Origin of the sequence: Streptomyces tatrensis (assembly GCF_049310065.1) — a bacterium.
In the GTDB taxonomy this organism is placed as follows: domain Bacteria; phylum Actinomycetota; class Actinomycetes; order Streptomycetales; family Streptomycetaceae; genus Streptomyces.
The window spans coordinates 2,793,034-2,819,300 of record NZ_JBMDLB010000011.1; the positions used below are offsets into that span (position 1 = coordinate 2,793,034).

Sequence of the window (26,267 nt, forward strand, 5' to 3'; positions counted from 1 at the left end):
GGAAGGGGATCAGCCTATCCAGCCCCGGGGACGGCAAAGAGCCCCGTCCAGACACTGGACGGGGCTCTCGCCGTGGCGACACCAGGACTGACCGAAATCAGTCCCTCAAGCAGTCATGCGTGGTGCGTGGTGCGTCATGCGTGAAGCTGTGAAGCCGTGTTGCGGGAGATCAGTGGTGGCCGTGGCCGCTCTGGATCTCCTTGTACTCCTCGACCGTGGGCTTCGGGATCTGGTTGTTCTCCCCGTAGTAGCCCTTGCTGAGCTTGGCGCGGAGCTTCTCCAGCGCCTTCACCTTGCGCTCGACGCCGTTCTCGTCGACCGTGGGGCCGATCTCGGCGGGCTCGTACTGCTCGTACGAGGTGAGCGCGTGCAGCTTGCCCTGCGAGAGCGGCTCGTGGACCTCGACGAACTCACCGTGCGGCAGGCGCTTGATGATGCCGGTCTCGCGACCGTGCAGCACCTTGTCCCGGTCCCGGCGCTGGAGGCCGAGGCAGATCCGCTTGGTGATGATGAACGCGATGACCGGACCGACGAAGAAGCCGATGCGGGCGAACCAGGTGATCGCGTTGATCGACAGGTGGAAGTACTGCGCGAACATGTCGTTTCCACCGGCGATCAGCAGGATGACGTACCACGTCAGCCATGCCACACCGAAGCCCGTACGGGTCGGGGCGTTGCGCGGGCGGTCCAGGATGTGGTGCTCGCGCTTGTCCCCGGTGACCCAGGACTCGATGAACGGGTAGACCGCGATCACCGCCAGGACCAGCGGGAAGATCACCAGCGGGATGAAGACACCCAGGACGAGGGTGTGGCCCCACAGGTTGATCTCCCAGCCGGGCATGGCACGGATCAGGCCCTCGGAGAAGCCCATGTACCAGTCGGGCTGCGCACCGGTGGACACGTGGTCCGGGCGGTACGGGCCGAGCGCCCAGATCGGGTTGATCGAGGCGATCGCCGAGATGGCCGCGATGACACCGAAGACCAGGAAGAAGAAGCCTCCGGCCTTGGCCATGTAGACCGGGAGCAGCGGCATGCCGACGACGTTCTTCTCGGTCTTGCCGGGGCCCGCGAACTGGGTGTGCTTGTGGTAGAAGACCAGGATCAGGTGGGCCACCAGCAGGCCCATCATGATGCCGGGCAGCAGCAGGATGTGGACCGAGTAGAACCGGGCCACGAAGTCGCCGCCGGGGAACTCTCCGCCGAACAGGAAGAACGACAGGTACGTGCCGACGATCGGCACGGACAGGACCGCGCCTTCCATGAAGCGGACACCGGTGCCCGAGAGCAGGTCGTCCGGCAGGGAGTAACCGGTGAAACCGGTGAACATGCCGAGGACCAGCAGCAGGAAGCCGAAGACCCAGTTGACCTCACGGGGCTTGCGGAACGCGCCGGTGAAGAACACGCGCATCATGTGCACGAGCATCGCCGCGATGAAGATCAGCGCCGACCAGTGGTGGATCTGCCGGATGAGCAGGCCGCCGCGGACGTCGAAGCTGATCTCCAGGGTCGAGCGGAAGGCCTCCGACATCGCGACGCCCTGCATGGGGACGTACGAACCGTCGTAGTGCACTTCGGCCATGCTCGGGTGGAAGAACAGCGTCAGGTACACACCCGTGAGGATGAGGATGATGAAGCTGTAGAGGCAGATCTCGCCCAGCATGAAGGACCAGTGGTCCGGGAAGATCTTGCGCATGTTGGCCTTGGCGAGGCTGTAGATGCCCAGCCGGCCGTCGGCCCAGTCGGCTACGCGCTCGCCGGCCGGAGCCTTGCGCTCTTTGGTTTGAGTGGCAGTGCTCATCCGCGCTCCCAGAAAGAGGGACCGACGGGCTCTTCGAAGTCGCCGAGCGCCTCGAGGAAACCTTCGTCATTGACGCCGATCCGCAGCTGCGGGAGCGCGTGACCAGCCGGGCCGAAGATGACTCGGGCGCCGTCGGAGAGGTCGAAGGTGGACTGGTGGCACGGGCAGAGCACGTGGTGCGACTGCTGCTCGTACAGGCTGATCGGGCAGCCGACGTGGGTGCAGATCTTGGAGTAGGCCACGATCCCGTCGTGGGACCACTCCAGTTCCTTCTTGTCCTTGATGTTCTCCGGCTGGATGCGGACGATCATCAGGGCGGCCTTGGCGATCTGCACCTGGAAGTCGTGCGCGTCCTCCTCCAGGCCTTCCGGCATGGCGAAGGTCAGCGAACCGACGACGATGTCCTCGGGACGCAGCGGCTCCATCGTGTTCTGGTTGATGAGCATCTTGCCCCGCGCCCAGATGGTCTTGCGCAGCTTGTCCTCGGGCAGCGGGCCCAGGTCGCGCAGGATCACGACGGCGGAGAGCGGCAGCAGGGCCAGCGCACCGAACATCGTGTTGCGGATGAGCGGGCGGCGGCCGATGGCCGACTCGCGCGCGCCGTCCGCGAAGTCCTGCATGACCTGCGCCTTGACCTCGGCCGGGGCCGCGATCTCGTGACGCTCGGCGGCGACCTCCACGTCGGACATCAGGGTGCGGGCCCAGTGGACCGCGCCCGCGCCGATGCAGAAGAGGGCCGCGCCGAGGGTCATGCCCAGGGCGAAGTTGAGAGCGCTCACCTTCCCGATCGGGAAGATGTAGACGATCTTGTCGACCGGCAGGATCACGAACGAGGCGATGAAGCCGATCGTGGCCAGCATCGACAGGGTGAACAGGAAGGCCACCGTGCGCTCGGAGCGCTTCGCGGCCCTCTCGTCGATGTCCTGGATCCGCGGCTTGTGAACCGGCAGACCCGGGTCGGCGAACGGGTCGTCCGCCACTGCCACGGCACCGTGGTGCGCGTCGCCCTGCTCGCTCGGCAGGTGCTTCTCTTCGGGAATCTCTTGGCTACTCATGACTTCTTGGCCTTAGCGGTGTGGGCCGCGACCCAGACGGCGACAGCGATCAGCGCACCCAGTCCGAAGACCCAGCCGAAGAGACCCTCGGAGACGGGGCCGAGGCCACCGAGCTTGAGGCCACCAGGGTTGGTCGACTTCTCGCCGTTCACGTGCTGGAGGTACGCGATGATGTCCTTCTTCTGCTTCTCCGGCATGGTGCTGTCCGGGAAGGAGGGCATGTTCTGCGGGCCGGTGAGCATGGCCTCGTAGACGTGCTTCGGCTCGACGCCCTCGAGGTTGGGGGCGTACTTGCCGTCCGTCAGCGCGCCGCCCTCGCCGGTGAAGTTGTGGCACTGCGCGCAGTTGTTGCGGAACAGCTCACCACCCTTGGCGATGTCGGCACCCGCCGGGTCGTACTGCTTCTCGGTCGGCGTGATCGGGCCGGCTCCGAGGGACGCGATGTACGCGGCGAGCTGGTCGGCCTGCGCCTGGGTGTAGATGACGGGCTTCTTCGGCACCTGGGCGCCGGGCTGCTGGGCGGGCATACGGCCCGTCATCACCTGGAAGTCGACGGCAGCGGAGCCGACGCCTACCAGGCTGGGGCCGTCAGAGGAACCCTGACCGCCGGTACCGTGGCAGCTTGCGCAGCCGACGGCGTAGAGCTTCTGGCCCTCCTCGATGGCGAGGGACTGGACGGTTTCGTCGGCCTTCGCATTGCCCGCGGGCGCGAAGGCGGAGTACAGCCCCCCGGTAACCGCCAGCGCGAAGAGTAGAACGACGACCGCCGCCAGCGGATGGCGTCGTCGTGCGGAGAGCTTTTTCACGGATTACCCCGGTGTCAGGATCTTCTGCGTCGGTGTGTCTGGATGGAGTGCCGGGTCCGGCCCGGCGACGTGTTCGCTACTTGATCAGGTAGATCGTCGCGAAGAGGCCGATCCAGACGACATCGACGAAGTGCCAGTAGTAGGACACGACGATGGCCGACGTGGCCTGTTCGTGGGTGAACCTCTTGGCCGCGTACGTCCGGCCGAGGACCAGCAGGAAGGCGATGAGACCGCCCGTCACGTGCAGACCGTGGAAGCCGGTGGTCAGGTAGAAGACCGAGCCGTACGGACCGGACGAGAGGCTCATGCCCTCGTGCTTGACCAGCTCGGTGTACTCGAACACCTGGCCGCCAATGAAGATCGCACCCATGACGAACGTGATGATGAACCACGTCCTGAGCTTCTTCACGTCACCGCGCTCGGCGGCGAATACGCCGAGCTGGCAGGTGAGCGAAGAAAGCACCAGGATCGTCGTGTTCGTCGCCGAGAAGGGCAGATTCAAGGCCGAAGCCTGTTCTGTCCAGTACTCGGCGCCCGTCACGGATCGCAGGGTGAAGTACATCGCGAAGAGGGCCGCGAAGAACATCAGCTCGGAACTCAACCAGATGATGGTTCCCACGCTGACGAGGTTCGGCCTGTTGACCGTCGGGTGCGCGTGCCCGGTATCTACTGTCGTTGCTGTCGCCACGACCGACATTATGTCGGTCCCTTATCCCGCGCTCACCCCGGGGGGTGCCGTTCGGAGTGTCAGGGGCGTGTGCAAGGTCCGAACGGCCCATCAGATCGCCCTTCGGAGGTCTGATCGTCAGCCTGTGCGAACCGATGTTGACACCGGGTCGGACGGAGTAGCATCCCGCGCAACATCAACGTGATTCACGGGACACGTGGAGGAACGAAATGCGGGCGACTGCGCGGGTTCTGGTCTACAGCGACGACTCGGGCACCCGGGAGCAGGTGCGGCTGGCGGCCGGGCGCAGGCCGGCCGCCGATCTGCCGCCGGTGGAGTTCCTGGAGTGCGCCACGCTGCCGGCCGTCCTGAAGGAACTGGACGCGGGCGGCATCGACGTGTGCGTGCTGGACGGCGAGGCGGTTCCGGCCGGGGGCATGGGCGTGTGCCGGCAGATCAAGGACGAGATCTTCCAGTGCCCGCCCGTACTGCTCCTGATGGGCCGTCCGCAGGACGCCTGGCTGGCCACCTGGAGCCGCGCGGACGCCGCGGTCACCCTTCCGGTTGATCCGGTGGACTTCGCGCAGGCCCTGGCCGGTCTGCTGCGCGCGCGGCTCTCCCCGGCGGCGTAACGGGGCCTGTGCGCCCCGCACAGCCCTTTACCGGCGCATACCGGGCCCACGGGTGCCCGTACGGTCCGTACGGGCACCCGTGCCCCGGTTGTGGCCTCTCCAGGCGCTCCTGGCCCGGTGGTTACACCTGCGGACGCAGGCGGGCCTGGTCGACCGGGCTGCGGCCCTCCTGGGTGCCCTTGAGGAGGGCGCTGCCCTCGCGCCAGTCCTTCCAGTCCATGTTCCAGTCGCCGAAGCCGTTGCCGAAGATGTCCATGTCGTCGCCGATGCTGTTGATGACGCGGACGATGTCGCCTTCGGTGATGTTCTCGTAGAACCAGGCGGCGTTGCCCGTGCTCATGCCGGTGCAGCCGTGGCTGACGTTGGCGTAGCCGTGGGAGCCGACGGACCACGGCGCGGCGTGGACGTATTCACCGCTCCAGGTGACGCGCGTCGCGTAGTAGACGGGCAGGTTGTAGTACTCGCTGCCGCCGATGCCCACGGTGTCGCCGCGCATCTGGACGTAGTACTGCTTGCCGAGCACCACCTTGACGCCGTTGCGGGTGGAGAACCCGGGCTTGCCGGTGGTCACCGGAATGGAATTGATCACTTCTCCGTTGCGCCGGAACGTCATCCAGTGCGAGGAGGCGTCCGTGGTGACCTCGACGCGGTCGCCGATCTCCAGCTTCAGCGGCTTGGAGGCGGCGCCGTGCAGGTCGTCGGCGATCTTGATGCCCTCCAGGTTGCTCCGGACGGACACGGTGGTGTTGGCGGGCCAGTAGTCCTTGGGCCGGTAGTGGAGCTTCTTGTCGTCCACCCAGTGCCAGGCGCCCACGGCCTCCGCCGGGGCGTCGACGACCAGACCCCGCTCGATGACGGCGCGGGCGGCCTTGTCCTTCACGGGTTCGTTGAGTTCGGCCGTGATGGGCTGTCCGACGCCGTACTTGCCCTCGTCCGGGCCGAATTCGACCTTGAGGACCTTCTGGGCCGGAGTGGTGTCGAAGGTGAGCGTGCGCTGCCCGGGGGCGCCCCGCTCGTCCTCGGTGCTCACGAGGACGGTGTAGCGGACGCCGGCGGCCATCGGGACGGTGCTGTGCCAGCGGTCGCCGGAGGCGGACAACTCGCCCGCCAGGCGGCGTCCGTGGGTGTCCACGGCGCTGACGTCGGTGATCCGGCCGTCGCCGCTCTTGGCGGTGACTTCCAGGGGCCGGTCCGGGTCGACCGGGCGGCTGCCGGAGGACTGGTTGAGGGCGACTTGATCGCCCGCGTCGTAGGGGCGGGCGGACAGCGGGTTGTCGTCGCCCGACCCGCATGCGGTGGCGCCGGCCCCGAGGGACGCGACCAGCAGGGAGCAGCCGATAACCGTCCAAAGACGCGGTGACTGGTTCATGGAACCAACGCTATGAAGATATGACAATTACGGCGCGCGGGGTGACTGCAAACGAGGGGCCCGGACTCCTCCATTGGAGGTGTCCGGGCCCCTGGTCTCACGCTGTGGCCGCTGCGGGAAGCAGTGGCGCGGGTGCGGCTACTGGTTCTGGTTCTCGCCGCGGTAGTACTCGTACACCCAGCCCCACAGACCGACGAGGATCAGCGGCGCCGAAAAGTACATCAGCCACCAGCCGAAGACGACGCCCATGAAGGCGAAGGCGCCACCGATGGCCAGCGAGAGCGGCTGCCAGCTGTGCGGGGAGAAGAACCCCAGCTCGCCCGCCTCGTCGGCGACGTCGGCCTCCAGGTTGTCCTGGGCCATCTCGTCCACGCGCGCGGCCGTGAAGGCCAGGTAGTAGCCGATCATGGCGCTCAGGCCGAAGGCCAGTGCGAGCGCGGTGGTGCCGACCGGCTCCTTGGACCACACGCCGTACACGACGGTCATGATCAGGATGAAGGCGGCGAGCCACAGGAACATCCTGCCCTGGATCTTCACTTGCCGGCCTCCTTGCCACCAGCGACGGCCTTGGCGGCCACGGAGTGGTCCTCAAGGTGGTCGAGGGCCGCGATCTCGGGGTGGTGCAGATCGAATGCCGGGGATTCGGACCGGATCCTCGGCAGGGTGAGGAAGTTGTGCCGCGGCGGCGGGCAAGACGTCGCCCATTCGAGCGAACGGCCGTAGCCCCACGGGTCGTCGACCTCGACCTTCTTGCCGTACTTCGCCGTCTTCCAGACGTTGTACATGAACGGCAGCATCGACAGGCCCAGCACGAAGGAGCTGATCGTCGAGATGGTGTTCAGCAGGGTGAAGCCGTCCGCCGCGAGGTAGTCCGCGTAACGACGCGGCATGCCCTCGGCGCCCAGCCAGTGCTGCACCAGGAAGGTGCCGTGGAAGCCGATGAACAGCGTCCAGAAGGTGATCTTGCCGAGGCGCTCGTCCAGCATCTTGCCCGTGAACTTGGGCCACCAGAAGTGGAAGCCCGCGAACATCGCGAAGACCACGGTGCCGAAGACGACGTAGTGGAAGTGCGCGACGACGAAGTACGAGTCGGAGACGTGGAAGTCCATCGGGGGCGAGGCCAGGATGACGCCGGTCAGGCCACCGAAGGTGAAGGTGACCAGGAAGCCGATCGTCCAGAGCATCGGGGTCTCGAAGGACAGTGAGCCCTTCCACATGGTGCCGATCCAGTTGAAGAACTTCACACCGGTCGGAACCGCGATGAGGAACGTCATGAAGGAGAAGAACGGCAGCAGCACACCGCCGGTGACGTACATGTGGTGGGCCCACACGGTCACCGAAAGGCCGGCGATCGAGATCGTCGCGGCGATCAGGCCGATGTAACCGAACATCGGCTTGCGCGAGAAGACCGGAATGATTTCGGAAACGATTCCGAAGAACGGCAGCGCGATGATGTACACCTCTGGGTGTCCGAAGAACCAGAAGAGGTGTTGCCATAGCAGGGCGCCGCCATTGGCCGCGTCGAAGATGTGCGAGCCGAACTTCCGGTCGGCCTCCAGCGCGAAGAGCGCGGCGGCCAGCACCGGGAAGGCGAGCAGGACCAGGACACCGGTCAGCAGCACGTTCCAGGTGAAGATCGGCATGCGGAACATCGTCATGCCGGGGGCGCGCATGCAGATGATCGTGGTGATGAAGTTGACCGAACCGAGGATCGTGCCGAAGCCGGAGAAGGCCAGACCCATGATCCACATGTCGGCGCCGATGCCCGGCGAGCGGACGGCGTCCGACAGCGGGGAGTAGGCGAACCAGCCGAAGTCGGCGGCACCCGAGGGGGTGACGAAGCCGGCCACCGCGATGGTCGAACCGAAGAGGTACAGCCAGTACGCGAACATGTTCAGCCGCGGGAACGCCACGTCGGGCGCGCCGATCTGCAGCGGCATGATCCAGTTCGCGAAGCCCGCGAACAGCGGGGTGGCGAACATCAGCAGCATGATCGTGCCATGCATGGTGAACGCCTGGTTGAACTGCTCGTTCGACATGATCTGCGTACCCGGACGGGCCAGCTCGGCGCGCATGAAGAGCGCCAGCAGGCCGCCGATGAGGAAGAACACGAACGACGTGAGCAGGTACATCGTGCCGATGGTCTTGTGGTCGGTAGTGGTCAACCACTTCACGACGACATTGCCCGGCTGCTTGCTCCGTACCGGCAACTCGTTCTCGTACGAGTCGGCCTCGGCACCCTGAGGCTGGTTGAGGATGCTCACAGTTTGTTCACCTCAGCATTGCGGGCCGGGTCGGTCTGCTGGATACCGGCCGGGAGGAAGCCGGTCTGACCCTTCTCCGCGAGCTCCTTCAGGTGCGCCTTGTACGCCTCCGGGGAGACGACCTTGACGTTGAAGAGCATTCGGGAGTGGTCGACACCGCAGAGCTCGGCGCACTTGCCCATGAAGACGCCCTCTTGGGTCGGGGTGACCTCGAAGACGTTGGTGTGCCCCGGAATGACGTCCTGCTTGAACAGGAAGGGGACCACCCAGAAGGAGTGGATGACGTCGTTGGACGACAGGACGAAGCGGACCTTCTCGCCCTTCGGCAGCCAGAGCGTCGGGCCCGGGTTGCCGGTCTCCGCGTTCCGGTCGCTCGGGACGCCCTTGGTGTAGACGCCTTCGGCGCCCGCGGGGAAGTCCTTGGTGTAGCGGTCCGGGAGGGAGGCGAGTTCCTTGGGAACCTCGCCGGCCTTCGGGGTCGCCGCATCGCCGTCGACGTCCTCGACGTAGTTGAAGCCCCAGCTCCACTGGTAGCCGATCACGTTGATCGTGTGCGCCGGCTTGGCGGAGAGGGCGAGCAGCTTCGACTCGTCACGCGCGGTGAAGTAGAAGAGCACCGAGACGATGATGAGGGGGACCACGGTGTACAACGCCTCGATGGGCATGTTGTACCGGGTCTGCGGGGGAACCTCGACCTTGGTCCGGCTGCGCCGGTGGAAGATGACGCTCCACATGATCAGGCCCCACACGAGGATGCCGGTGATCAGAGCGGCCGCCCAGGACCCCTGCCACAGGGAGAGGATGCGAGGCGCCTCTTCAGTGACCGGGGTGGGCAATCCGAGGCGGGGGAAGTCTTTCCATGTATACGAGCAACCAGTGGCGGTCGCCAGGACCACGCCCGCAGTCAGCGCCTGCAGCAGCTTCCGCCGCATCGGGCGCCGCGGCGAGCGGTCGGAGCCGTAGGGACTCACGTAGCGCCTTCCCGAGAGTCTCGGCCCGCGCGGCCGGCCGCGGCCGCATTCGGGTCGGTCGCCGGCCCTGACGCAGGCAGGGGTTTGGATGTTTATGCGGACCAAACCCTACTGGACGCTATTTGGGGTCGCGCGGGGAGGGTGCCCAACGCGCCGTTACTGACCCCGAAGGGATGGATCCGCCGTACGGGGGACGGCCCAACGGGCCCCGAATGGCGGCGTCCGGGCGGCATCTGACGGGGCCTGACATCGGGCCTGTCGCCAAAGCGCCGTCGTCGCCCGAAGGGCGGCACTTTGACGACAGGCCCGCCGGTCGCGGCGCCGGCGCGGCGGCCGGTTAGCGTGACCGGATGCCGTACTTCGACACCGCGTCCGCCGCCCCGCTGCACCCCGTGGCCCGGCAGGCGCTCCAGGCCTCCCTTGACGAAGGCTGGGCCGACCCGGCCCGCCTGTACCGCGAAGGGCGCCGGGCCCGACTGCTGCTGGACGCGGCGCGGGAGGCGGCGGCGGAGTCGGTGGGCTGCCGTCCCGACGAGCTCGTGTTCACTCCTTCGGGGACGCACGCGGTTCACTCGGGCATGGCCGGGGTCCTGGCGGGTCGTCGGCGCGTCGGCGGGCATCTGGTCGTATCGGCGGTGGAACACAGTTCCGTACTGCACGCGGCGGAGCTCCACGCGGCGGGCGGCGGGCGGGTCGAGGAGGTCCCGGTGGACCGCTTCGGCCGGGTCTCCGCCTCCTCGTACGGGGAACTCGTGGGGCCCGCCACCGCGCTGGCCTGCCTCCAGTCGGCCAACCACGAGGTCGGCACCGTCCAGCCCGTGACGGAGGTCGCCGAGGTGTGCGCCGCCGCCGGGGTCCCGCTGCTGGTGGACGCCGCGCAGTCGCTGGGCTGGGGGCCGGTGCCCGCAGGCTGGTCCGTGCTGTGCGCCAGCGCCCACAAATGGGGCGGCCCGGCCGGGGTCGGCCTGCTGGCGGTCCGCAAGGGAGTGCGCTTCGCCCCCCAAGGCCCCGCCGACGAAAGGGAGTCGGGGCGCTCCCCCGGTTTCGTCAACCTCCCCGCGGCCGTCGCCGCGGCGGCCTCCCTGCGGGCGGTGCGCGCCGAGGCGGACGCGGAGGCCGCCCGGCTGCGGATCCTGGTGGACCGGCTGCGGCGGCGGGTCGCCCGGCTGGTGCCCGACGTGGAGGTGGTGGGCCATCCCGACCTCCGGCTCCCGCACCTGGTCACCTTCTCCTGTCTGTACGTCGACGGGGAGACCCTGCTGCACGGGCTGGACCGGGCCGGCTACTCCGTCTCCTCCGGCTCCTCGTGCACCAGCTCGACGCTGACGCCGTCCCATGTCCTGCGGGCGATGGGGGTGCTGTCGGAGGGGAACGTACGGGTGTCCCTGCCGGCCGGTACGACGGCGGCGGAGGTCAACGGCTTCCTGGAGGTCCTGCCGGGGCTGGTGGCGGGGGTCCGCGAGCAACTCGGAGTGGTGGAACCGGTGATGGGCGCCGACCCGGAGGCGGAATCCCTGGAACTGGACGCCCTCGGGCTGCGGTGTCCGCAGCCGGTCATCGAACTGGGGCGGGCCATCGGGCGGGTGCCGGTGGGGGGGACGGTGACCGTGGTGTCCGACGACGAGGTCGCGCGGCTGGACATTCCGGCGTGGTGCGCGATGCGGGGGCAGGTGTACGTGGGCGAAGCCCCGCGTCCCCTCGGTACTGCGTACACGGTGCGCCGGGCGGTCTGACCCAGGGCGCGGCCGCGGCGGGGTGGCCCTGCGGGGCTGTCCCCTACCCGCCCTTCCGCCGTTCCCTGGGGCTCCGCCCGGACCCGGTCCTCAAACGCCGGACGGGCTGGATACACCCAGCCTCGCCGGCGTTTGAGGCGCGGGGTCTGGGGCGGAGCCCCAGGGAACGGGCGAAGGGCGGGTAGGGGACCTCCGCCCCGCAGGGCCGAACACCCGCACCCGCCCACCGGGCCCACGCACAGACGGGAGCGGCGCCCGGCCCCGTGAGGGGCTACGCCGGGAGGTGGGACTGGACTTCCGCCGCCGCCTCGTCGCCGTAGGCCTTCGTGAAGCGCTCCATGAAGTGGGCACGGCCCAGGGTGTACTCCTGGGTGCCGAGGGTCTCGATGACGAGCGTGGCCAGCATGCAGCCGACCTGCGCGGCCCGCTCCAGGCCGACGCCCCAGCCCAGACCGGTCAGGAAGCCCGCGCGGAACGCGTCGCCGACGCCCGTGGGGTCGACCTTCGCGGTCTCCTCCGGGCAGCCGACCACGATCGGGTCGTGGCCGACCCGGTCGATGCGGACGCCGTTCGAGCCGAGCGTGGTGACCCGGGTGCCGACCTTCGAGAGGATCTCCGCGTCGGTCCAGCCGGACTTCGCCTCGATGAGGCCCTTCTCGTACTCGTTCGAGAAGAGGTACGTCGCGCCCTCCATCAGGGTGCGGATGTTGTCGCCGTCCATCCGGGCGATCTGCTGCGAGAAGTCCGCGGCGAAGGGGATCGCCCGCGTACGGCACTCCTCCGTGTGGCGCAGCATCGCCTCGGGGTCGTCCGCGCCGATCAGGACGAGGTCCAGGCCGCCGACCCGGTCCGAGACCGACTTCAGCTCGATCAGACGGGCCTCGCTCATCGCGCCCGTGTAGAAGGAGCCGATCTGGTTGTGGTCGGCGTCCGTCGTGCAGACGAAGCGCGCGGTGTGCAGGACCTCGGAGATCCGCACGGACTGGGTGTCGACGCCGTGCCGGTCGAGCCAGGCGCGGTACTCGTCGAAGTCGGAGCCGGCCGCGCCGACGAGGATCGGCCGGGCGCCGAGCTGCCCCATGCCGAAGCAGATGTTCGGGCCGACGCCGCCGCGCCGTACGTCGAGGTTGTCGACGAGGAAGGAGAGGGAGACCGTGTGCAGCTGGTCCGCGACCAACTGGTCGGCGAAGCGGCCGGGGAAGGTCATGAGGTGGTCGGTGGCGATGGAGCCGGTGACTGCGATACGCACGGCGTGGACGCTCCTGCGGGGGAAGGCAAGGGGACAGTCAAAACTACCCGGTCGGGGGACGAACAGCCGACCGGCCGAAACTACCCCGTAGTAGCTCTTTCTTCACTCACGGTGCCGTGCCTACCGTGCCCCATGACCTACACCGATGGCTTCGGGCACGTCCGGACCTCCGAGAACGCGCCGGGCACCGATTTCGAGCAGCTGCTGGGCGACTGCGCCCGGATGGCCCCGCATTGGCCGGTTCCCGCGGATCCGCGGCCGGATCGGGTGGCTCCCTCGCAGATCATCGGGATCCGCGTCCCGGCGGCCTCGGCCCGGCTCATCGCCTCCACAGCGGTCTACGGCTACTAGCCCGTCCGGCCGGGCGGCCCCGGCGGAACCGGATCCGCGTCTGTTCCGTCACACCCGCATCACCCCATGCGGGACGGGCAAAGGAGCGATGCGGTGACCAGCGAACAATCCGATGGACCGGAAGCACCCGAGACACCCGAGGCGCTCGCCGCCCCCGGCGCGGCACGTGCCGCACGACGGCGGCCGGTCTGGGTCGTCGGTTCGATCGCGGCCGCCGTCCTGCTCACGGGCGGCGGCACCGCGTACTGGGCTTCGACCGCGCACGGAGAGGGCCGTACGGGCGACAGCGCGGCCTCCGCTCCCCGCGCGCTGCCCACTCCGCCCGGGCCCGGCATCGCCCCCGGCGAGCCCGACCCCTCCGGCGGCGGGGTCACGTACACCGCCGACGTGCCCCTCCCGGACGGCCCGGCCACGGCGCCGACCTTCACCGCGGGCGGCGAGGTGACCTCCGCCGAGGTGGCGCGGCTCGCGGCGGCGCTCGGGATCTCCGGCGCGCCCCGGCTCGTCGGGGAGACCTGGCAGGCCGGGGAGATCGCGGACGGCTCGGGGCCCCGGCTCACGGTGAACCTCAAGGCTCCCGGGACCTGGAACTTCTCCCGCTTCCAGGGTGGCGGCGGCACCGGCGACGACTGCGTGCGCGGCAAGGACACCTGCGGACCGGCCACCCTCCCCCAGGACCTGGGCCAGGAGCACGGCGGCACGACCGGGACGCCCGTCTCCGAGGAGGCAGCCAAGGCCGCCGCCGCGCCCGTGCTGGCCGCCGTCGGCCAGGGCTCGGCCGCGCTCGACGCCCGGATCGCCCAGGGCTCCGTACGCCTGGTGACGGCCGACCCGGTGATCGGGGGCCTGCCCACGCAGGGCTGGTCCACCCGGATCGGCGTCGGGGTGGACTCCCTGGTGGTGTCGGGCAGTGGCGAGCTGAAGGCTCCGGTGCGGGCCGCCGAGCAGCCGGTGATCGGCGCCGTGGACGCGCTGGCCCGGCTGAACGACAAGTCCCGGGGCTCCGGCTCCACGGACCCCGGCCCGAGCGGCTGCGCCACGAGCGTCCCGCTGACCCCGGACTCCCCGGACGGCGCCACGGACACGCTCCCCTGCAACCCGGAGCCCCGGCCGATGAAGCCGACGCGGACGGAGTCGGTGCGCGGCGCCGAGCTCGGGCTGGTCCCGGGCACGGTGCAGGCGGGCCGCGGCCTGGTGCCGGCCTGGCTGTTCGAGGTGGCGGGCAAGAGCGGCGGACCGGGCCACACGGTGGCCCAGCCGGCGTCCCTGACCCAGGAGGCTCCCCCGCTCGAGCTGCCCACCCCGGTCGACCCGCCCGCGAAGGGGCAGACCGTGCCCGGTTTCTCGTACGCCTCGGCCGATCGGACGCTGACCGTGAACTTCTGGGGCGGGGTGTGCAGCACGTACGCCCTGGAGGTCCGCGAGCAGCCCGGTTCGGTGATGGTGAGGATCACGGACACCCCGAACAAGCCGGGGCAGGCCTGCATCATGCTGGCGCAGGAGATGACGGTGACGGCCACGCTCCAGCAGCCGCTCGGCGACCGCAAGGTGATCGACGCGACGAACGGGAAGGCCGTCCCCCGCCAGTAGGTGCCGGGACGTGCGAGAGGGGCCCGTCCGCGGATGTCCGCGGGCGGGCCCCTCTCGTGGTCCTACGGGCTCGGCCGGGCCCTCAGGGCCTTCGGAGCCTTCAGGGCCTAGTTGAACGAGTCGCCGCAGGCGCAGGAGCCGGTGGCGTTCGGGTTGTCGATCGTGAAGCCCTGCTTCTCGATGGTGTCGACGAAGTCGATCGACGCACCGTGCAGGTACGGGGAGCTCATCCGGTCGGTGACGACCTTCACACCGTCGAAGTCCTTCACGACGTCGCCGTCGAGGGAGCGCTCGTCGAAGAAGAGCTGGTAGCGCAGGCCGGAGCAGCCGCCGGGCTGGACGGCGACGCGCAGCGCCAGGTCATCGCGGCCTTCCTGCTCCAGGAGGGTCCTGACCTTTTCGGCGGCGGCGTCGGACAGGAGGATGCCGTCGCTCACGGTGGTCTTTTCGTCCTGTACGGACATCTGCATTCACTCCCGAAGTGGGCGGCTCCCCGCCGGGAGCGGGGAAACGTCGGACTCTTGCCGTCGGTGGCAACGAGCGGGACCGCGGATTCATTCCGGGACCCGACGCGTGTTTCAGAAATTCCATGCTCGCACACCGTCGCGCGGTGGTGGGTCCCCGCGAGGTCCCCGTGGCGGGCGGGCGAATTCGTCACATCGACACTATCGGCATCGTCAAAGTGACGTGAAGCAGTTATGATAGATAACGTCAAATAGACGAGAAGTCGAAGCGATGCCTTCAGAGTGGCTTCAGAAGTCCCTTGTCGCAGAACAGAAAGGGTGCGTGTCGTGACCACCGCCCAGCCTTTGGACAACCAGCCCTTGGACGTCCAGCCGACGCCCCTTGCCTTGCTGCTGCTCGGCCGTGAGGCCGACCCCAAGAGCGAGCGCGGGGTGGAGTGCCCCGGCGACCTGCCCTCGCCGTCGGACCCGGACCTCGTGGCGCGCGCCCGCGCCGCCAAGGAGAAGCTCGGGGACAAGGTCTTCATCCTCGGCCACCACTACCAGCGTGACGAGGTCATCGAGTTCGCCGACGTCACCGGTGACTCCTTCAAGCTCGCCAAGGACGCGGCCGCCAGGCCGGAGGCCGAGTACATCGTCTTCTGCGGCGTCCACTTCATGGCCGAGTCCGCGGACATCCTCACCTCGGACGACCAGAAGGTGGTCCTGCCGGACCTGGCCGCCGGCTGCTCGATGGCCGACATGGCCACCGCCGAGCAGGTCGCGGAGTGCTGGGACGTGCTGACCGAGGCCGGCGTCGCCGGCGCCACGGTCCCCGTCTCGTACATGAACTCCTCGGCCGACATCAAGGCCTTCACCGGCAAGCACGGCGGCACGATCTGCACCTCGTCCAACGCGAAGAAGGCCCTGGAGTGGGCGTTCGAGCAGGGCGAGAAGGTGCTCTTCCTCCCGGACCAGCACCTGGGCCGCAACACCGCCGTCCGCGACATGGGCATGACCCTCGACGACTGCGTGCTGTACAACCCGCACAAGCCGAACGGCGGCCTGACCGCCGAGCAGCTGCGGAACGCCAAGATGATCCTGTGGCGCGGCCACTGCTCGGTGCACGGCCGGTTCTCGGTCGACTCGGTCAACGACGTGCGCGCCCGGATCCCCGGTGTGAACGTGCTGGTCCACCCCGAGTGCAAGCACGAGGTCGTGGCGGCCGCGGACTACGTCGGCTCCACCGAGTACATCATCAAGGCGCTGGAGGCGGCCCCGGCCGGCTCCAAGTGGGCCATCGGCACCGAGCTGAACCTCGTCCAGCGTCTGGCGAACCGTTTTGCCCCGGAGGACAAGGAGGTCGTCTTCCTCGACAAGACGGTCTGCTTCTGCTCGACCATGAACCGCATCGACCTCCCCCACCTGGTGTGGACCCTGGAGTCCCTGGCCGAGGGCAACCTCGTCAACCAGATCCAGGTCGACAAGGAGACCGCGGACTTCGCCAAGCTCGCCCTGGAGCGGATGCTCGCGCTTCCGTAGCCCGGCCGGCGGCAACGACCGAAGGGCCGCTCCTCCTGTGAGGGGCGGCCCTTCGGCGTGTGCGGGTTCCCGCGGTACGGGTTCCCGTGCGGGTCAGACCTTGACCGGGCTCTCCTCGTCCGCCGGGGCGGCCGGGGACGGGACCACGGTCAGGCGGGCCCTCTTCTTGGCGCTGCGGCGCTCCTTGCGGAGCTCCAGCATCGTGTAGAGGGTCGGCACCAGGAGCAGGGTCAGCACGGTGGAGCTGATCAGGCCGCCGATGACGACCACGGCGAGCGGCTGCGAGATGAAGCCGCCCTCGCCGGTGACGCCCAGCGCCATCGGGAGCAGCGCGAAGATCGTCGCCAGTGCCGTCATCAGGATCGGGCGCAGCCGGTGGCGGCCGCCCTCGACGACCGCCTCGATCACGCCGTAGCCCTGGGCCCGGTACTGGTTGACCAGGTCGATCAGGACGATCGCGTTGGTCACGACGATGCCGATGAGCATCAGCATGCCGATCAGCGCCGGGACGCCGAGCGGGGTGCCGGTGACCAGGAGCAGGCCGAGCGCGCCGGTCGCCGCGAAGGGGATGGAGACCAGCAGGATCAGCGGCTGGACCAGCGAGCGGAACGTCGCGACGAGCAGCATGAACACGATCGCGATGGCCGCGAGCATGGCCAGGCCCAGCTGGCCGAAGGCCTCGCTCTGGTCCTGTCCGACGCCGCCGATGGTGGCCGTGGCGCCCGCGGGCAGGTCCAGGGCCTTGATCTTCGACTGCAGGGTGGAGCTGACGGCGCCGGTGTTGTCGCCGACCGGCTTCGCGCTGATGGTCGCGGCGCGGGCGCCGTCGATCCGGGTCATCGCGACGGGGCCGGGGACCTCCTTGACCTCGGCGATGTCGCCGAGCTTCACGGGGCCGACGGGCAGTGCCTGCAGCTGGGCCAGGGTGGTGGCCGGCTGCGCGGACTTGATGACGATGTCCCGCTCGGTGTCGTCCAGTACGGCCTTGCCCGCCGGGTTGCCGCGTACGGCCTGCCCGACGATGGCGCCGAGCGCGGCCTGGTTCAGACCGAACTCCGCCGCCTTGGGGGTGGCGGTGACCGAGATCCGGGGCACGGACTGGGACAGGTCGCTCTGGACGTCGGTGACGTCCTCGATCTTCGCCACCTCGGCGCGGACCTGCTCGGCGGCCCGGGCGAGGACGGCGGCGTCACCGGCCTTGACGACGACGCTGAGGTTCTGGCTGCCGAAGCCGTCGCCGGCCGCGATGGTGGTCTCGCCGATGCCGTCGAGCCCCTTGAGGGCGGTCTCGATGTGCTTCTTGGCGGACTCGGTCTTGCCCGAGTTCTCCAGCGTGACCTGGTAGGAGGCCTGGTTGGAGCCCGTGCCGCCGCCGAAGGCGGCCATGAAGCCGGAGGAGCCGACGGTGACCTGGTAGTCCTTGACCCCGTCGGTCCCGTCCAGGACCTTCTCGACCTTGCGGCTCGCCTCGTCCGCGGCGGCCAGCGAGGTGCCGGGCGGCAACTGCTGCTTGATGCTCAGGACTTCCTGCTCGCCCTGGTCGAAGAAGTTCGTCTTGAGCAGCGGGGTCATGCCCAGCGTCGCGATGAACACCACGGCGGCGACGACCAGGGTGGCGACCCGGCGGCGGGTGACCAGGCCCAGCGCCCGTACGTAGAACTGCTGGAGCCTGCTGCGGGACTCCTTCTCCTCGGCCTCGCGGCGGGCCTTCTCGATGCTCGCGGCGTCGCCCTCGCTGACGCCCTTCGGCGCGCGCAGGAACCAGTACGAGAGCACCGGCACGACCGTCAGGGAGACGAGCAGCGAGGCCAGCAGGGCCGCGGTGACGGTGATGGAGAACGGGCCGAAGAACTGGCCGACCATGCCGCCGACGAAGGCGATCGGCAGGAAGACGGCGACGGTGGTGAGCGTGGAGGAGGTGACCGCGCCGGCCACCTCCTTGACCGCGGTGATGATCGCGTGTCGTCGTTCCTCGCCGTAGCCGAGGTGGCGCTTGATGTTCTCCAGGACCACGATCGAGTCGTCGACGACCCGGCCGATGGCGATGGTGAGCGCGCCCAGCGTCAGCATGTTGAGGGAGAGGTCGCGGGTCCACAGCACGATCAGCGCGAGGACGACGGACAGCGGGATGGAGACCGCGGTGACCAGCGTCGAGCGCAGCGAGCCGAGGAAGACCAGGATCACGACGACCGCGAAGACCAGGCCGAGCAGGCCCTCGGTGGTCAGGCCCGAGATGGACTTGGCGACGGCCGGGCCCTGGTCGCTGACCACGGCCAGGTCGGCGCCGGAGCCGAGGGTGGTGCGCAGCTCGGGCAGCTTGTCCTTGACCGCGTCCGAGATGGCGACGGCGCTGCCGTCCTTGTCCATCGTGAGGACCAGGGCGAGGCTGGGCTTGCCGTTGGTGCGGGTGAGGGAGTCGGCCTTGGCGGGCTCCTGCTTCACGCTCGCCACGTCGCCGAGACGGACGGCGGGCTTGCCCGGGCCGGCGGTGAGGCGCAGGTCCTCCAGCTGGGCGAGCGAGGTGTAGCCCGAACCGACGCGCACGGTGCGGTTCTTGCCCGCCTCGTCGAAGGAGCCGGCGGGGATCGTGGCGCCGCCCGCCTGGAGGCCCTGGGCCAGGGCCGCGCCGTCGAGGCCGGCGGCGGCGAGCTTGGCGTTGTCGGGGGTGACGGTGACCTGGAGGTCCCGGACCCCGTCGACGGTGACCTGGCCGACGCCCGCGATGTCCTCCAGCGCGGGGACCACGGACGCGGTCAGCTGGTCGGCCAGCGCCTGCTGGTCCTTGTCGGAGGTGACGGCGAGGACCACGGTCGGCATGTCGTCGGTGGAACCGGCGATCACCTGCGGGTCCACCTCGGCGGGCAGCCGTACGCGGGCCCGGTTGACGGCCTGCTGGACGTCGGCGACGAGCTGCTTGGTGCCGTCGTCGCCGTAGTCGAAGGTCGCCATGATGAGGGCGTTGCCCTCGCTGGCGGTGGAAGTGATGCCGGTGATGCCGTCGACGCCCTTGAGCATGGCTTCGATCGGCTCGACGACCTGCTTCTCGACCACGTCGGGAGAGGCGCCCTGGTACGGCGCGAGCACGGACACCATCGGCAGGTCGATGGAGGGCAGCAGCTGCTGCTTGAGCTGCGGGATGGCTATGGCGCCGAAGAGGAGCGCGACGAGCGACACGAGGCCGATCAGTGCCCTCTGGGCGAGGCTGAAGCGGGACAGCCGGAACATGGCTATGAGGATCTCTCTGCAGGGACGCGGTGACGTCTACGAGGCATGACGGAGCCGTGCCTTCGGGCACGCGCGGGGCCCCTCAGCCTCTCGTGCGCACCGGCCCGCCGACGTCGCCCCCAGGTCCCGTCCTTATCCGGGGCATACCGCGTCCGCAGTAGGCGGGACTACTGCGAACTGCTGCGAACCACTCCGAACCGCTCCGAACCGCGAGCGGCTAGTCGGCCCTGGGCCGGACCAGTCCCGATTCGTAGGCGATGACCACCAATTGCGCCCTGTCGCGGGCGCCGAGCTTGGACATGGCCCGGTTCACGTGCGTCTTGACGGTGAGCGGGCTGACTTCCAGCCGGCGGGCGATCTCGTCGTTGGACAGGCCCGCCGCCACGAGGACGAGGACCTCGCGCTCGCGTCCGGTCAGCGCGGCGAGGCGCTGTACGTGGGCGGCGCCCGCGGCGGGGGTGGCCCCGTCGCCGCCGCCCTGCGCGAGGAAGGTGGCGATGAGGCCCTTGGTCGCGGCCGGGGAGAGCAGCGCGTCGCCGGCGGCCGCGACGCGGATGGCGTTGAGCAGCTCCTCGGGCTCGGCGCCCTTGCCGAGGAACCCGGAGGCGCCCGCCCGCAGGGCCGCCGCCACGTACTCGTCCACCTCGAAGGTCGTCAGCATCACCACGCGCACGTCGGCCAGTTCGGGGTCGGCGGTGATCAGCCGGGTGGCGGCGAGGCCGTCGGTGCCGGGCATCCGGATGTCCATGAGCACGACGTCGGGCCGCTCCGTGCGCGCGAGTTCGAAGGCCTGCGCCCCGTCGCAGGCCTCCCCGACGACACACATGTCGGCCTCGGAGTCGACGAGCACCTTGAACGCGCTGCGCAGCAGCGCCTGGTCGTCGGCGAGGAGGACCGTGATGCGGGGTGCGGGGCCGGCGTCGGCGGGCTGGGTCATACCGTCAGAGTAGGCGCGGAGGCGCTGCGCGGCCCCGCCGGTCCCCTCCCCCGTCCGGGGGAGCAGGGTCGGGACCGTAGACGGAAGCGCGGCGGACGGGCGCGGGCGAGGCTGGTGGGCGTAAGTCCGCGGCCCGCCGGGCCGCATCCGGATGAGGGGGAGACCGTCATGAACGCCATGACCACCATGAACGCCACCGCTGTCGCGTCGGCCGGGACCGGAGGCCGCGAGGGCGGGCGGAACCCTGCCGGGCCCGGCCTGGACGTGCCGCGCGGCATCAGGTGGGCGGCGTACGCCATCCCCCTGTGCGTCCTGCCGTCGGGACTGTGGCGCATCGCGCTGGTCACAGGCTGGCCCGACTGGTACGCGGGCCACGTGTGGCTGCCGGGAGAACGGCCGTACGTGCTGTCGCTCTCGCTGGTCTCGGAGTGCCTGGCACTGCTCACCCTGGGGCTGGTCCGGCCGTGGGGCGAACGGCTGCCCGGCTGGGTGCCGTTCGCCGGGGGCCGCGTGGTACCGGTCCGCGCGGCCGTCGTCCCTGCCTCGATCGGCGCGTTCCTGGCCACGGCGCTGTGCGCGTACGCGACCCTGAACTACGTCTTTCACTTCGTACCGCCGCTCAACGACAACGGCGAGGCATTCCCGACCAGCGGTCCCGGCGCATGGGCGCTGTGGGCCTGTTACCTCCCCGTCCTCGCGTGGGGGCCGCTGCTGGCGGTGGTGACCCGGGCGTACTACCTGCGCCGGAACCGCGGCATGCGGTAGCCGTGCGGGACAGCTCCTAGCCCAGGGCCAGTAGCACCAGGGCCGTCGTCGCCGAGACCTCGGCCAGGGCTCCGAACACGTCACCGGTGACCCCGTCGAAGCGGCGCACGCAGCGGCGGAGCAGGGCCTCCGACGCCAGCAGGGCGGCCAGGACGGCCACCGCGTGCTGCGCGGCGGCCGGCAGGCCCAGGGGCAGCGCGACCGCGGCGGACAGGACCACCACGAGTACGGCGACCACGGCGGCGGCCCCGCGCGGGACGACTCCGGCGACCGCCGCGCCCAGCCCCTCGGGGCGGGCCGGGGGGACGCCGTCGCGGGAGGCCAGGGTCATGGCGAGCCGGGCGGTGACGGCGGCGACCACGGCCGCCAGGGCGCCCCGGATCCAGCTGTCGGCGTACACGTCGGCCAGCGCCGCGACCTGGACCAGCAGCACGAACACCAGCGCCACCACCCCGAAGGGGCCGATGTCGGACTGCTTCATGATGCGCAGCGCGGCGTCGGCCGGCTTGGCGCTGCCCAGTCCGTCCACCGTGTCGGCGAGGCCGTCCAGGTGCAGGGCGCGGGTCAGGGCCGCCGGTACGGCGACGGTGACGGCCGCGGCGAGCAGCGGACCGCCGCCGCACAGCAGCAGGAGGACGCCGGGCACCGCCGCGAGGAGCCCCACGACGAGCCCGGCGAGCGGGGCGCAGGCCATGCCGGTGCGGGCTGCGGGGCGGTCCCAGCGGGTGATGCGCGCGGGCAGCACGGTGAGCGTGCCGAAGGCGAAGCGGACCCCGTCGAGGAGGGAGGCCCGGTCCGGGGGCGGGGTCAGGGGCGGGCCGTCGTACGAATCTGTCATCGGCGCGAACGCTACCCGCTCGACAGGACCGGTAAGTTACCCATAACGCCCCAAATCGGGAGGTGGTGGCATGGGTCACTGGTGGTTTCGCAACATTGTGGAGCCGGGGAAGCTCCCGCTGCTCCTCGCCCTGGTCGCCTTCGTCCTGTCGTTCCTGGTCACCCGCATGATCACCCGCATGATCCGGGCGGGCCGGGGGCCCTTCAAGAACGTCACCCCGGGCGGCATGCACATCCACCACGTGGTCCCCGGCGTGATCCTCGTGATCATCGGCGGCTTCGGCGCGATCGGCAGCGCCCGGCACAGCTTCGGGGCCGGCCTGTCGGCCGTGATCTTCGGCCTGGGCGCGGGGCTGGTGCTGGACGAGTTCGCGCTGATCCTGCACCTGGACGACGTCTACTGGAGCGAGCAGGGGCGCAAGAGCGTGGAGATCGTGGTCCTGACGGCGGCGATCGTGGCGCTGGTGCTGGGCGGCTTCGTGCCCTTCGGGGTCAACGACCTCACCGAGGACGAACGGCACAACCGCGGGCTGGTCGCCATGAACACGGCGACGAACTTCTTCCTCGCCCTGATCGCCCTGTGGAAGGGCAAGGCGCGCACCGCGTTCTTCGGCACGGTCATCCCCTTCGTCGCGCTGATCGGGGCGATCCGCCTCGCCCGGCCCGGGTCCCCGTACGCGAAGAAGTTCTACGTCAACCGCCCGAAGGCCCGCGCCAAGGCCGGGCTGCGCGCCTTCCACCACGACCGCCGGTGGGCCTCGCCGCGGCGCAAGTTCGAGAACTTCATCGGCGGGACCCCGGACACCGAACGGCCCTCCAAGAAGGAGCTGCGCTGACGGACGGCACAGAGGAAGGGCCCGCCCCGTGGGGGCGGGCCCTTCCTCTTTCACGTGTGCATCCGTTCCCGGTCAGCCCGGGATCAGCCCGTCGTCGCTGAGCATCTCCCGCACCTCGTCCAGTGAGGCGTCGGGGGCGGGCAGGATCAGCTCCGACGGCTCCAGCGCCTCGTCGGGCAGCGGCTTGCCGAGCCGCCGTACGGCGTCGAGCAGCTCGCCCAGCGTGCGCCGGAAGCCTTCCTCGTCACCGCTCTCCATCTCCGCGAGCAGTTCGTCGTCCAGCGTGTTGAGCTCGGTGAAGTGGCTGTCCGCCAGCTCCACCTGACCTTCCCCCATGATGCGGACAATCATGACGGGCCCCGTCCTACTGCTTGTCGAACCGGTGCTGGGTCTGCGAAGGCTGGCCGGCGCCCGGGGCGCCGCCCTCGATGGACGGCTGCTGGGCGGAGGGGCTGCCCGCCAGCTCGGCCTTCATGCGCTGGAGCTCCAGCTCCACGTCCGTCCCGCCGGAGAGGCGGTCGAGCTCGGCCTGGATGTCGTCCTTGGAGCCGAGGCCGCTCTGGTCGTCGAGCGCGCCGGAGGCGAGCAGCTCGTCGATCGCGCCGGCGCGGGCCTGGAGCTGCGCCGTCTTGTCCTCGGCACGCTGGATGGCGAGGCCGACGTCGCTCATCTCCTCGGAGATGCCGGAGAAGGACTCGGCGATCCGCGTCTGCGCCTGGGCGGCCGTGTACGTGGCCTTGATGGTCTCCTTCTTCGTGCGGAAGGCGTCCACCTTGGCCTGCAGCCGCTGCGCGGCGAGGGTCAGCTTCTCCTCCTCGCCCTGAAGGGTCTGGTGCTGCACCTCCAGGTCGCTGACCTGCTGCTGCAGCGAGGCGCGACGGGACAGGGCCTCGCGGGCCAGGTCCTCACGGCCCAGGGCCAGCGCCTTGCGGCCCTGGTCCTCCAGCTTGCTGGACTGCCCCTGGAGCTGGTTGAGCTGCAGCTCCAGCCGCTTGCGGGAGGTCGCCACGTCGGCGACCCCGCGGCGCACCTTCTGAAGCAGCTCCAGCTGCTTCTGGTACGAGTAGTCGAGGGTCTCGCGCGGGTCCTCGGCCCGGTCCAGGGCCTTGTTCGCCTTCGCGCGGAAGATCATCCCCATACGCTTCATGACACCGCTCATGGGCTTCGCGCGCCCCCTTCTAGACGGACTGTGCTCCAGGTCACCAACAAGACCCACAGTACGGGCCCTGTCTCTATTACCGCACTGTTCGAGCGGGGATGCGCTCCTCCTCCAGGACGACTGATCGTCCGCCGTGTCAGGCGTAAGGAGTAGGTGCTCCCCTCAGGAGGACGCCCGCCGTTGCCGGATCGTTCCCCGCGGGGATGGGGGCCGTGCCCGCAACCACGTACCCTTGGGTTTTGTGTTTGGTAGCCGATCCTCCAAGGAAGAGAAGGACGCCGCCACCGACAAGGTGAGCGCCGACCTCTCGCAGTCCCGTGACCCTCAGGCCCCGAAGGGCCGCCCGACGCCGAAGCGTGCTGTGGCCCAGTCGCAGCGCAAGGCCGTGGTGGCCTCGACCGGCAACCGCAAGGAGGATGCCAAGCGAGCTCGTGAGCGCCGCCGGGTCGAGATGACCAAGCAGCGCGAGGCTCTCGCCAATGGCGACGAGCGTTATCTGCCCAACCGCGACAAGGGTCCCGTGCGCCGGTACGTGCGCGACTTCGTGGACTCCCGCTTCTCCGTCGCCGAGATGTTCCTGCCGCTGGCCGTGATCATCCTGGTGCTGAGCATGGTGCGGGTGCCGTCCATCCAGAACATCGCGCTCCTGCTGTGGCTCGGCGTCATCGCGCTGATCATCGTCGACTCCGTCGGCATGTTCATCCGCCTGCGCAAGGCCCTGAACGAGCGCTTCCCGGACGAGCCCAAGCGCGGCGCCGTCGCGTACGGCCTGATGCGCACCCTCCAGATGCGCCGGCTTCGTCTGCCGAAGCCGCAGGTCAAGCGCGGGGAACGGCCCTGAGCCGAGGAACGCCCGGAGCGTTCGGCGGGGGTGGCTTCACGGACGGGGCCCGGCTTTGGCTCGAAGGCCTGGGCGGGCTCCGCAACGTGGTGCGCCAAGAGCTCGTCGGCCGTCAGGTCGACGAGCAGATCGCGCACCGCTTCGCCGTGGGGCAGCGGCTGCGCGTCCTCGACGTGGGCATGGGCCAGGGCACCCAGGCGCTGCGCCTGGCCCGCGCCGGGCACATGGTGACCGGGCTGGAGCAGGACCCGGCCATGCTGGCCGTCGCCCGTGAGGTGCTGGCCGCCGAGCCCCCCGGGATCCAGGACCGCGTCCGCCTCATGGAGGGCGACGGCCGGGAGACCGGCGCGCACTTCCTGCCGGGCAGCTTCGACGTCGTGCTCTGCCACGGCGTCCTCATGTACGTGCCCGAGCCGGACGCCATGCTCGCCGGGCTCGCCCGGATGCTGGCCCCCGGCGGACTGCTGTCCCTGCTGGTGCGCAACGGCGACGCCCTCGCGATGCGGCCCGGCCTGCACGGCGACTGGACGGCCGCGCTGGCGGCCTTCGACGGCGTCGGCTACACGAACCGGCTGGGCCTGGACGTACGCGCCGACCGGCTGGCCACGCTGACCGCGACCCTGTCGGGGATCGGCGCCCCGCTGCAGACCTGGTACGGGGTGCGCGTCTTCACCGACGGCACCGAGGCCGGCGACAAGCTCCCCGCCGACGCGGAACTGGAGGGACTGCTCGCCGCCGAGGACCGCGCCGGGCGGACCGACCCCTACCGCGGGGTCGCAGCGCTGCTGCACCTGTGCGGCGTACGGGGCTGAGCGCCCGGGCACCCCTGTGCACGGCAGAGCCCGGACCCCTCAAGGGGTCCGGGCTTTCGCGCGCCCCGGCCCTTAGAGTTCGGCGGCCTCGCGCAGGCTCATCGTGTAGAGCTGGGTCCCGTTGTCGTCGGACAGCTTCACCTGTTCGGTACCGCCCTCCAGCAGGTCCTTCCAGTACTCGCCGATCCAGGATTCGGCGTCCCCCTGCGTGGTGAACTCCTCCGGCACCACCGACGGGCTCGTCTCACTGCCGTCGGCCGTCTCGAACCGCCACGTCCACGCCATGTCCGCCTCCGTTGCTCGTCCGCTTCTCACACGCTTCTCGCCTTGAGTGTGCCCGCAGACTAACCGGGCGCGCAGCAGTCCCGGCGACGCGGGAGGATCA

At 69.8% G+C, this 26,267-nt stretch carries 25 protein-coding genes; 9 read left to right on the forward strand and 16 right to left on the reverse strand.

Features of this window, described 5'->3' with window-relative positions:
- Positions 1-169 precede the first annotated feature (169 nt).
- From qcrB to ctaE, 4 genes are all read right to left on the reverse strand, one after another.
- Positions 170-1,798 (reverse strand): cytochrome bc1 complex cytochrome b subunit, encoded by a 1,629-nt coding sequence (gene qcrB / locus ACODT5_RS28365; RefSeq protein WP_422522018.1) that lies wholly within the window; start codon positions 1,796-1,798, stop codon positions 170-172.
- Positions 1,795-2,853 carry a cytochrome bc1 complex Rieske iron-sulfur subunit gene (qcrA, locus tag ACODT5_RS28370; protein ID WP_385381426.1) on the reverse strand — a complete coding sequence of 353 codons (1,059 nt, stop codon included), beginning with the start codon at positions 2,851-2,853 and terminating at the stop codon, positions 1,795-1,797. The genes qcrB and qcrA overlap by 4 nt, the downstream gene beginning before the upstream one ends.
- On the reverse strand, positions 2,850-3,659 hold the full coding sequence (qcrC, locus tag ACODT5_RS28375; protein WP_422522019.1) for a cytochrome bc1 complex diheme cytochrome c subunit: 810 nt from the start codon (positions 3,657-3,659) through the stop codon (positions 2,850-2,852). The genes qcrA and qcrC overlap by 4 nt, the downstream gene beginning before the upstream one ends.
- A gap of 76 nt (positions 3,660-3,735) precedes the next feature.
- Positions 3,736-4,356 carry an aa3-type cytochrome oxidase subunit III gene (ctaE, locus tag ACODT5_RS28380; protein WP_008738823.1) on the reverse strand — a complete coding sequence of 207 codons (621 nt, stop codon included), beginning with the start codon at positions 4,354-4,356 and terminating at the stop codon, positions 3,736-3,738.
- Positions 4,357-4,556: 200 nt separating this feature from the next.
- On the opposite strand from ctaE, the gene ACODT5_RS28385 reads away from it, so the two are divergent.
- Positions 4,557-4,958: a DNA-binding transcriptional response regulator gene (locus ACODT5_RS28385; protein WP_422522020.1), complete on the forward strand. Its 402-nt coding sequence runs from the start codon at positions 4,557-4,559 to the stop codon at positions 4,956-4,958.
- Positions 4,959-5,079: 121 nt separating this feature from the next.
- On the opposite strand, the gene ACODT5_RS28390 is transcribed toward ACODT5_RS28385, so the two are convergent.
- The 4 genes from ACODT5_RS28390 to ctaC all read right to left on the reverse strand — a co-directional run bounded on the left by ACODT5_RS28390 (position 5,080) and on the right by ctaC (position 9,562).
- Positions 5,080-6,327, reverse strand: a complete 1,248-nt coding sequence (locus ACODT5_RS28390) for a L,D-transpeptidase (RefSeq protein WP_385381432.1) — start codon at positions 6,325-6,327, stop codon at positions 5,080-5,082.
- A 138-nt stretch (positions 6,328-6,465) separates the two neighbouring features.
- Complete coding sequence (locus ACODT5_RS28395; protein WP_403709455.1) at positions 6,466-6,864, reverse strand: cytochrome c oxidase subunit 4; 399 nt, start codon at positions 6,862-6,864, stop codon at positions 6,466-6,468.
- Complete coding sequence (ctaD, locus tag ACODT5_RS28400; RefSeq protein ID WP_422522021.1) at positions 6,861-8,591, reverse strand: aa3-type cytochrome oxidase subunit I; 1,731 nt, start codon at positions 8,589-8,591, stop codon at positions 6,861-6,863. Before ctaD ends, ACODT5_RS28395 begins: the two co-directional genes overlap by 4 nt.
- A complete protein-coding gene (gene ctaC, locus ACODT5_RS28405) occupies positions 8,588-9,562 on the reverse strand; it encodes an aa3-type cytochrome oxidase subunit II (RefSeq protein WP_422522022.1) in 975 nt (324 codons plus the stop codon). The genes ctaD and ctaC overlap by 4 nt, the downstream gene beginning before the upstream one ends.
- Positions 9,563-9,912: 350 nt before the next feature.
- Here ctaC and ACODT5_RS28410 point away from each other — a divergent pair, with 350 nt between their 5' ends.
- A complete protein-coding gene (locus tag ACODT5_RS28410; RefSeq protein ID WP_422522023.1) occupies positions 9,913-11,295 on the forward strand; it encodes a cysteine desulfurase/sulfurtransferase TusA family protein in 1,383 nt (460 codons plus the stop codon).
- Between the two features lie 271 nt (positions 11,296-11,566).
- Here the strand turns inward: ACODT5_RS28410 and ACODT5_RS28415 are convergent, their stop codons facing one another.
- Positions 11,567-12,544: a carbohydrate kinase family protein gene (locus ACODT5_RS28415; RefSeq protein WP_422522024.1), complete on the reverse strand. Its 978-nt coding sequence runs from the start codon at positions 12,542-12,544 to the stop codon at positions 11,567-11,569.
- 132 nt (positions 12,545-12,676) lie between these two features.
- Here ACODT5_RS28415 and ACODT5_RS28420 point away from each other — a divergent pair, with 132 nt between their 5' ends.
- Together ACODT5_RS28420 and ACODT5_RS28425 are read left to right on the forward strand one after the other, a co-directional pair.
- Entirely contained in the window at positions 12,677-12,895 is a 219-nt protein-coding gene (locus ACODT5_RS28420) for a hypothetical protein (protein ID WP_422522025.1), read from the forward strand.
- Positions 12,896-12,988: 93 nt separating this feature from the next.
- A complete protein-coding gene (locus ACODT5_RS28425) occupies positions 12,989-14,485 on the forward strand; it encodes a hypothetical protein (RefSeq protein WP_422522026.1) in 1,497 nt (498 codons plus the stop codon).
- Between the two features lie 107 nt (positions 14,486-14,592).
- Here the strand turns inward: ACODT5_RS28425 and erpA are convergent, their stop codons facing one another.
- Positions 14,593-14,949 (reverse strand): iron-sulfur cluster insertion protein ErpA, encoded by a 357-nt coding sequence (erpA, locus tag ACODT5_RS28430; protein WP_243330017.1) that lies wholly within the window; start codon positions 14,947-14,949, stop codon positions 14,593-14,595.
- A gap of 318 nt (positions 14,950-15,267) precedes the next feature.
- Here erpA and nadA point away from each other — a divergent pair, with 318 nt between their 5' ends.
- Positions 15,268-16,470, forward strand: coding sequence for a quinolinate synthase NadA (gene nadA, locus ACODT5_RS28435; protein WP_422522027.1), 1,203 nt, complete (start codon positions 15,268-15,270; stop codon positions 16,468-16,470).
- 93 nt (positions 16,471-16,563) lie between these two features.
- Here the strand turns inward: nadA and ACODT5_RS28440 are convergent, their stop codons facing one another.
- Together ACODT5_RS28440 and ACODT5_RS28445 are read right to left on the reverse strand one after the other, a co-directional pair.
- On the reverse strand, positions 16,564-19,695 hold the full coding sequence (locus ACODT5_RS28440) for an efflux RND transporter permease subunit (RefSeq protein WP_422522028.1): 3,132 nt from the start codon (positions 19,693-19,695) through the stop codon (positions 16,564-16,566).
- 217 nt (positions 19,696-19,912) lie between these two features.
- Positions 19,913-20,632, reverse strand: coding sequence for a response regulator (locus ACODT5_RS28445; RefSeq protein WP_422522029.1), 720 nt, complete (start codon positions 20,630-20,632; stop codon positions 19,913-19,915).
- A 168-nt stretch (positions 20,633-20,800) separates the two neighbouring features.
- On the opposite strand from ACODT5_RS28445, the gene ACODT5_RS28450 reads away from it, so the two are divergent.
- Positions 20,801-21,397 (forward strand): hypothetical protein, encoded by a 597-nt coding sequence (locus ACODT5_RS28450; RefSeq protein WP_422522030.1) that lies wholly within the window; start codon positions 20,801-20,803, stop codon positions 21,395-21,397.
- Between the two features lie 16 nt (positions 21,398-21,413).
- Here the strand turns inward: ACODT5_RS28450 and ACODT5_RS28455 are convergent, their stop codons facing one another.
- A complete protein-coding gene (locus ACODT5_RS28455; protein WP_422522031.1) occupies positions 21,414-22,235 on the reverse strand; it encodes an adenosylcobinamide-GDP ribazoletransferase in 822 nt (273 codons plus the stop codon).
- Positions 22,236-22,305: 70 nt separating this feature from the next.
- Between ACODT5_RS28455 and ACODT5_RS28460 the strand changes: the two genes are divergently transcribed.
- Positions 22,306-23,070: a hypothetical protein gene (locus ACODT5_RS28460; RefSeq protein ID WP_422522032.1), complete on the forward strand. Its 765-nt coding sequence runs from the start codon at positions 22,306-22,308 to the stop codon at positions 23,068-23,070.
- A 72-nt stretch (positions 23,071-23,142) separates the two neighbouring features.
- On the opposite strand, the gene pspAA is transcribed toward ACODT5_RS28460, so the two are convergent.
- Complete coding sequence (gene pspAA, locus ACODT5_RS28465) at positions 23,143-23,421, reverse strand: PspA-associated protein PspAA (protein WP_422522033.1); 279 nt, start codon at positions 23,419-23,421, stop codon at positions 23,143-23,145.
- Between the two features lie 13 nt (positions 23,422-23,434).
- Positions 23,435-24,229, reverse strand: a complete 795-nt coding sequence (locus ACODT5_RS28470) for a PspA/IM30 family protein (RefSeq protein ID WP_422522034.1) — start codon at positions 24,227-24,229, stop codon at positions 23,435-23,437.
- 232 nt (positions 24,230-24,461) lie between these two features.
- Here ACODT5_RS28470 and ACODT5_RS28475 point away from each other — a divergent pair, with 232 nt between their 5' ends.
- Positions 24,462-25,070, forward strand: coding sequence for a DUF3043 domain-containing protein (locus tag ACODT5_RS28475; RefSeq protein WP_422522035.1), 609 nt, complete (start codon positions 24,462-24,464; stop codon positions 25,068-25,070).
- A gap of 89 nt (positions 25,071-25,159) precedes the next feature.
- The gene (locus ACODT5_RS28480) at positions 25,160-25,882 is read left to right on the forward strand and encodes a class I SAM-dependent methyltransferase (RefSeq protein ID WP_422525063.1); all 723 of its coding nucleotides are present in this window, start codon (positions 25,160-25,162) and stop codon (positions 25,880-25,882) included.
- Between the two features lie 72 nt (positions 25,883-25,954).
- Here the strand turns inward: ACODT5_RS28480 and ACODT5_RS28485 are convergent, their stop codons facing one another.
- Positions 25,955-26,167, reverse strand: a complete 213-nt coding sequence (locus ACODT5_RS28485) for a hypothetical protein (protein WP_385383375.1) — start codon at positions 26,165-26,167, stop codon at positions 25,955-25,957.
- Positions 26,168-26,267 lie beyond the last annotated feature (100 nt).

Excerpts from the sequence above, each read along its gene's own strand:
- qcrB (WP_422522018.1), bottom strand. The coding sequence starts at position 1,798 with ATGAGCACTGCCACTCAAACCAAAGAGCGCAAGGCTCCGGCCGGCGAG.
- qcrA (WP_385381426.1), bottom strand. The coding sequence starts at position 2,853 with ATGAGTAGCCAAGAGATTCCCGAAGAGAAGCACCTGCCGAGCGAGCAG.
- ctaE (WP_008738823.1), bottom strand. The coding sequence starts at position 4,356 with ATGTCGGTCGTGGCGACAGCAACGACAGTAGATACCGGGCACGCGCAC.
- ACODT5_RS28385 (WP_422522020.1), top strand. The coding sequence starts at position 4,557 with ATGCGGGCGACTGCGCGGGTTCTGGTCTACAGCGACGACTCGGGCACC.
- ACODT5_RS28390 (WP_385381432.1), bottom strand. The coding sequence starts at position 6,327 with ATGAACCAGTCACCGCGTCTTTGGACGGTTATCGGCTGCTCCCTGCTG.
- ACODT5_RS28410 (WP_422522023.1), top strand. The coding sequence starts at position 9,913 with ATGCCGTACTTCGACACCGCGTCCGCCGCCCCGCTGCACCCCGTGGCC.
- ACODT5_RS28420 (WP_422522025.1), top strand. The coding sequence starts at position 12,677 with ATGACCTACACCGATGGCTTCGGGCACGTCCGGACCTCCGAGAACGCG.
- erpA (WP_243330017.1), bottom strand. The coding sequence starts at position 14,949 with ATGTCCGTACAGGACGAAAAGACCACCGTGAGCGACGGCATCCTCCTG.
- ACODT5_RS28440 (WP_422522028.1), bottom strand. The coding sequence starts at position 19,695 with ATGTTCCGGCTGTCCCGCTTCAGCCTCGCCCAGAGGGCACTGATCGGC.
- ACODT5_RS28445 (WP_422522029.1), bottom strand. The coding sequence starts at position 20,632 with ATGACCCAGCCCGCCGACGCCGGCCCCGCACCCCGCATCACGGTCCTC.
- ACODT5_RS28450 (WP_422522030.1), top strand. The coding sequence starts at position 20,801 with ATGAACGCCATGACCACCATGAACGCCACCGCTGTCGCGTCGGCCGGG.
- ACODT5_RS28455 (WP_422522031.1), bottom strand. The coding sequence starts at position 22,235 with ATGACAGATTCGTACGACGGCCCGCCCCTGACCCCGCCCCCGGACCGG.
- ACODT5_RS28460 (WP_422522032.1), top strand. The coding sequence starts at position 22,306 with ATGGGTCACTGGTGGTTTCGCAACATTGTGGAGCCGGGGAAGCTCCCG.
- pspAA (WP_422522033.1), bottom strand. The coding sequence starts at position 23,421 with ATGATTGTCCGCATCATGGGGGAAGGTCAGGTGGAGCTGGCGGACAGC.
- ACODT5_RS28470 (WP_422522034.1), bottom strand. The coding sequence starts at position 24,229 with ATGAGCGGTGTCATGAAGCGTATGGGGATGATCTTCCGCGCGAAGGCG.
- ACODT5_RS28485 (WP_385383375.1), bottom strand. The coding sequence starts at position 26,167 with ATGGCGTGGACGTGGCGGTTCGAGACGGCCGACGGCAGTGAGACGAGC.